Origin of the sequence: Pseudomonas sp. OTU5201 (assembly GCF_038440135.1) — a bacterium.
GTDB lineage: Bacteria > Pseudomonadota > Gammaproteobacteria > Pseudomonadales > Pseudomonadaceae > Metapseudomonas > Metapseudomonas resinovorans.
Window position 1 is genome coordinate 21,928 of the sequence record NZ_JASATC010000059.1, and the last position, 6,000, is coordinate 27,927.

Genomic DNA, 6,000 nt, shown 5'->3' on the forward strand with positions numbered 1-6,000 from the left:
CGACACCCCGGTTGACCTTTTCCAGTGCATGAAAGGTTGAACCTGCCTCACGAGGGTACGGCGGTGGGACCGAGACTCCAACACCAATAAAAGCAACTGGAGGTTTTGATGAAGATGGTGAAATCCACCCTGGCCGTGCTGACCGCGGCAACCGTTCTCGGTATCAGCGGTTTCGCGCAGGCGGGCGCCACCCTGGACGCGGTGAAGAAGAAAGGCTTCGTACAATGCGGCATCAGCGACGGCCTCCCGGGCTTCTCCTATGCCGATGGCAAGGGTAACTACAAAGGCATCGACGTTGATGTCTGCCGTGCCGTTGCCGCCGCCGTATTCGGCGATGCCAGCAAGGTCAAGTTCAGCCCGCTGACCGCCAAGGAACGTTTCACCGCGCTGCAGTCCGGCGAAGTCGACGTCCTTTCGCGCAACAGCACCTGGACCAGCTCGCGTGACGCCGCCATGGGCCTGAACTTCACCGGCGTGACCTATTACGACGGTCAGGGCTTCCTGGTGAACAAGAAGCTCGGCGTATCCAGCGCCAAGGAACTCGATGGCGCCACCGTCTGCATCCAGGCCGGCACCACCACCGAGCTGAACCTGTCCGACTACTTCCGCGCCAACAACCTGAAATACACCCCCATCACCTACGACACCTCCGACGAGAGCGCCAAGTCGCTTGAATCCGGTCGTTGCGACGTACTGACCTCGGACCAGTCCCAGCTCTATGCACAACGCATCAAGCTGGCCGCTCCGGATGAGTACGTGGTACTGCCGGAGGTCATCTCCAAGGAGCCTCTGGGCCCAGCCGTGCGCCAGGGTGACGAGGAATGGTTCGACATCGTGCGCTGGTCCCTGTTCGCCATGGTGAACGCCGAGGAACTGGGCATCGACTCGAAGAACGTCGAGGAAACGGCCAAGTCCACCAAGAACCCCGACATTGCCCGTCTGCTGGGCACTGAAGGCGAGTTCGGCAAGGACCTGAAACTGCCGAAGGACTGGGCGGTGCAGATCGTCAAGCAAGTGGGTAACTACAGTGAAATCTTCGATCGCAATATCGGTGCCGGTAGCGAGCTGAAGATCGAACGTGGTCTCAACGCCCTGTGGAACAAGGGCGGTCTGCAGTACGCACCGCCGGTGCGCTGACCGTCGCCCGGCGGCCACATGATGTGGCTGCCGGGTTCGAGTTCCGTTTCAACGCGAACCCTGGCCGCCGTCCCCCATCCGGCCGGCCAGCGGTTCCCAGAGGGCTGTCATGCAAAAAACTGCCAACGCCCCGCGTGCCCCGAAAGGTTCGATCTGGACCGATCCGAAGGCGCGTGCGTGGCTATTTCAGATCATCGCCGTCGTCGCGGTCGTGGCACTGGGCTGGTACCTGTTCCAGAACACCCAGAACAACCTGCAACAGCGCGGCATCCTGTCCGGCTTCGATTTCCTCGAACAAAGCGCCGGCTTCGGGATATCTCAACACCTGATCGACTACAACGAAAGCAACAGCTACGGCCGCGTTTTCGTCATCGGTCTGCTCAATACCTTGCTGGTTTCGGGTATCGGTATCTTCTTCGCCACCATCCTCGGGTTCATCCTGGGCGTAGCACGGCTGTCGCCGAACTGGCTGGTGCGCAAGCTGGCGACCGTCTACATCGAAACCTTCCGCAACATCCCGCCGCTGCTGCAGATCTTCTTCTGGTACTTCGCGGTGATGCTGCCCATGCCGGGGCCGCGCCAGAGCATGGCCATCGGCGAGCACTTCTTCCTCAACAATCGCGGCCTGTACATGCCGGCACCGACCCAGGCCGATGGCTTCTGGCCGTTCCTGGTCAGCCTGGTGCTGGTCATCCTGGCGATCATCGTCATGGCGCGCTGGGCCAAGGCCAGGCGTGAGGCCACCGGCCAGCGCTTCCCGGTACTGATTACCTCGCTGGCGCTGCTGGTGGTGGTTCCCGGCCTGGTGTCACTGGTCTTCGGTTCGCCGTTCGCCTGGAGCATGCCGGTACTGCAGGGCTTCAACTTCCGCGGCGGCTGGGTGGTGATTCCGGAACTGATCGCCCTGACCCTGGCGCTGACGGTGTACACCGCAGCTTTCATCGCAGAAAACGTGCGCTCCGGAATCCAGGCGGTCAGCCACGGCCAGACCGAAGCGGCCCGCTCCCTGGGGCTTCCCGCCGCCAAGATCCTGCGCCTGGTCATCATCCCGCAGGCCCTGCGCGTGATCATTCCGCCGCTCACCAGCCAGTACCTGAACCTGGCCAAGAACTCGTCCCTGGCGGCCGGTATCGGCTATCCGGACATGGTCTCGCTGTTCGCCGGTACGGTGCTGAACCAGACCGGCCAGGCGATCGAGGTGATCACCATCACCATGAGCGTCTACCTGGCCATCAGCATCAGCATTTCGCTGCTGATGAACTGGTACAACAAGCGCATCGCGCTGATCGAGCGGTGAGGTCCGAGCCATGACAACACACGTATTCAAGCCCGACCAACCGCCACCCCGCAGCACTGTGGGCGTAGTCGGCTGGCTGCGCGGCAACCTGTTCTCCAACTGGTTCAACACCCTGCTGACCCTGTTCGCCATCTACCTGGTGTGGCTGATCGTGCCGCCGTTGCTCCAGTGGGCCTTCTTCCAGGCCGATTGGAACGGCAGCACCCGCGCCGATTGCACCAGCGAAGGCGCCTGTTGGGTCTTCATCAAGATGCGCTTCGCCCAATTCATGTATGGCTTCTATCCCGAAGCGCTGCGCTGGCGAGTGGACCTGGCGGTGTGGATCGCGATCATCGGCGCCGCGCCGCTGTTCATTCCGCGCTTCCAGCAAAAGGCCAAGTACGGCCTGGCGTTCCTGGTCATCTACCCCATCGTCGCCTACTGGCTGCTGCACGGCGGCTTCCTCGGTATGAGCACCGTCTCCACCAGCCAGTGGGGCGGCCTGATGCTGACCCTGGTGATCGCCGCGGTGGGTATCGTCGGCGCGCTGCCGCTGGGCATCCTGCTGGCACTGGGACGGCGTTCTAACCTGCCGGCAATCAAGGTCATCTGCGTGACCTTCATCGAGTTCTGGCGCGGCGTTCCGCTGATCACCGTGCTGTTCATGTCCTCGGTGATGCTGCCGCTGTTCCTGCCGGAAGGCCTGTCTTTCGACAAGCTGCTGCGGGCGCTGATCGGCGTGATCATGTTCCAGTCGGCTTACATCGCCGAAGTGGTGCGTGGCGGCCTGCAGGCCATCCCCAAGGGCCAGTACGAAGCCGCAGCCGCCATGGGCCTGGGCTACTGGCGGATGATGGGCCTGGTGATCCTGCCGCAAGCCCTGAAGCTGGTAATCCCCGGCATCGTCAACACCTTCATTGCGCTGTTCAAGGACACCAGCCTGGTGATCATCATCGGCCTGTTCGACCTGCTCAACAGCATCAAGCAAGCCACCACCGACCCGGCCTGGCTGGGGATGGCCACCGAAGGCTATGTCTTCGCCGCCCTGGTGTTCTGGATCTTCTGTTTCGGCATGTCCCGCTACTCCATGAGCCTGGAGCGCAAGCTGGACACCGGCCACAAGCGTTAGGAGTCACTCCATGACTGAAGCAAGCAAGAAAACCGCCGGCGAGCCGATCATCCGTCTGCAGGGCGTGAACAAGTGGTACGGCCAGTTCCACGTGCTGAAGGACATCAACCTCGACGTGCAGCAGGGCGAACGCATCGTCCTCTGCGGTCCGTCCGGTTCCGGCAAGTCCACCACCATCCGCTGCATCAACCGTCTCGAAGAGCACCAGCAGGGCCGCATCATCGTCGATGGCACCGAGCTGACCGGCGACCTCAAGCACATCGAGGCGATCCGCAGCGAAGTGGGCATGGTGTTCCAGCACTTCAACCTGTTCCCGCACCTCACCGTGTTGCAGAACTGCACCCTGGCGCCGATGTGGGTGCGCAAGATGCCCAAGCGCCAGGCCGAGGAAATCGCCATGCACTACCTGGAGCGTGTGCGCATTCCCGAGCAGGCCCTGAAATACCCGGGACAACTCTCCGGCGGCCAGCAGCAGCGTGTGGCCATCGCCCGCGCGCTCTGCATGAAGCCGAAGATCATGCTGTTCGACGAACCGACCTCGGCGCTTGACCCGGAGATGGTGAAGGAAGTGCTCGACACCATGATCGGCCTGGCCGACGACGGCATGACCATGCTCTGCGTGACCCACGAGATGGGCTTCGCTCGCACCGTGGCCGACCGGGTGATCTTCATGGACAAGGGCGAGATTGTGGAACAGAACGAGCCTCACGCCTTCTTCGACAACCCACAGAACGAGCGGACCAAGCTGTTCCTGGGGCAGATCCTGCACTGAGGATTGGACGCTGAACGAGAAAGGGAGCCTTCGGGCTCCCTTTTTCTTTTGGTTCATCGCGGACTTTCGGGGAAGTCAGTCAGTAGCCCGGATGAAATCCGGGGAAAGTCCAACCGCCGCTCCCGGATTTCATCCGGGCTACGATTTGCTGGCGCTCGGCGAAGCCCGCCATCCCCAACGTTGGGCTTCGCCGAGCTCAGCCCAACCTACAGGAGCTGCGCCCTGCCCCACAGGCGAAACTCACTCGCCGTAAATGTCGAAGTCGAAGTACTTGGCCTGGATCGCCTGGTACTTGCCGTTCTCACGCAGGGTCTTGATGGCGCTGTTGAACTTCTCGCGCAGCTCGTCATCACCCTTGCGCACCGCGATACCGGCGCCCTCGCCGAAGTACTTCGGATCGTTCAACACCGGGCCGACGAACTCGAAGCCCTTGCCGCTATCGGTCTTGAGGAAGCCTTCGTTAAGCGGGAAGACGTCAGCCAACACGCCATCCAGACGACCGGAAAGCACATCCAGGTAGATTTCGTTCTGGGTGCTGTAACGCACGATCTTCACACCCTTGGGCTCCAGTACCTCGCTGGCGAAACGATCGGTGGTGGTGGAGCGCTGGGTGCCGATGGTCTTGCCCACCAGGCTCTTGAACTCGGAATCAACCACGACGCCCTTTTTCATCGCCAGACGCGCCGGGCTGTAGTAGTACTTGCCGGTGAAGTCCACGGACTTCTTGCGCTCTTCCGTGATGGTCATGGACGACAGCACAGCATCCACTTTCTTCACCTTGAGCGAGGGAATCAGGCCATCGAACTCTTGTTCGACCCATTGGCACTTGACCTTCATTTCCTCGCACATGGCGTTGCCGATGTCGTAGTCGAAGCCGGAAATCTGCCCCTCCGGGGTCTTGAAGGCGAAAGGCGGATAGGCCGCTTCGATGCCGATGCGCAGAGGCTTGTCGGCGGCGAAAACGCTGGAGGCCAGCAGGCCCAGGGCAAGGCTGCCCAGCAGAACGAGTTTCTTCATGGTGCGACTCCCGCAGTACGGATGGATGCCCGCCACAGGGCTTGGCGAGCAGGTTCGAAATGGATTTGCGAGGCAGAAGAAGGCGCCGCCTGGGCTGGCCGGCATGGGAAAGCGATGGGTAGCTGGCGATGGATCATTGTGGAGGCCGCTAACTTGTACTTATGAGTCCATACTGGACTCTAATGTACATATCGTCAATCACCCATGAAAAAGCCTGGCATTACCGGGCTCCAAGATGACGGTGTCGGGAAACACCTTGTAGGGGCGAATTCATTCGCCAAGGGCTGCACAGCAGCCCCCCTGGACTCTGAAGGGCAGACCTTCGTCCTGCCTGGCGAATGAGTTGGCTATGTCTGCGTTAGCTGTTGCAACGTTGAGTGAAGCCTTCTAGTGCGGGCCCTCTAGGCTTCCGCGCCAGCCGGATTCAACCCTCACCCCCGCCCCTCTCCCAGAGGGCGAGGGGTGACTCACGCCGGCGAGGCATGATTCATCCTGAAGCCCACACGGGCCTGAAACCGGGCAGACGAGGTGGGGCAGCGACTACGCCCCTTCAGGAGGCCGAGCGGAATCGTTGCGAAACGGAGCGAAGCGAAGTAACAGCCGAAGGCTGGCCCGCAGGGCGAGCGTAGCGAGTCAGGGGGACGAGCGGCATGGATGCCGCGAGAGGGG

5 protein-coding genes are annotated in these 6,000 nt (G+C 61.6%); 4 read left to right on the forward strand and 1 reads right to left on the reverse strand.

The genetic code is table 11. From position 1 onward, the window contains the following. The first annotated feature begins 108 nt into the window (after positions 1–108). The 4 genes from AAHM40_RS25040 (at position 109) to AAHM40_RS25055 (ending at position 4,314) form a co-directional block, all read left to right on the forward strand. Complete coding sequence (locus AAHM40_RS25040; RefSeq protein ID WP_342247103.1) at positions 109–1,137, forward strand: amino acid ABC transporter substrate-binding protein; 1,029 nt, start codon at positions 109–111, stop codon at positions 1,135–1,137. 109 nt (positions 1,138–1,246) lie between these two features. Continuing rightward, complete coding sequence (locus AAHM40_RS25045; protein WP_342247104.1) at positions 1,247–2,434, forward strand: amino acid ABC transporter permease; 1,188 nt, start codon at positions 1,247–1,249, stop codon at positions 2,432–2,434. A gap of 10 nt (positions 2,435–2,444) precedes the next feature. Continuing rightward, positions 2,445–3,542, forward strand: a complete 1,098-nt coding sequence (locus AAHM40_RS25050; protein WP_342247105.1) for an amino acid ABC transporter permease — start codon at positions 2,445–2,447, stop codon at positions 3,540–3,542. 10 nt (positions 3,543–3,552) lie between these two features. Next, a complete protein-coding gene (locus AAHM40_RS25055) occupies positions 3,553–4,314 on the forward strand; it encodes an amino acid ABC transporter ATP-binding protein (protein WP_342247106.1) in 762 nt (253 codons plus the stop codon). 240 nt (positions 4,315–4,554) lie between these two features. Here AAHM40_RS25055 and AAHM40_RS25060 read toward each other — a convergent pair whose 3' ends face one another. Continuing rightward, positions 4,555–5,331: an ABC transporter substrate-binding protein gene (locus AAHM40_RS25060; protein ID WP_342247107.1), complete on the reverse strand. Its 777-nt coding sequence runs from the start codon at positions 5,329–5,331 to the stop codon at positions 4,555–4,557. Between the last annotated feature and the right edge of the window lie 669 nt (positions 5,332–6,000).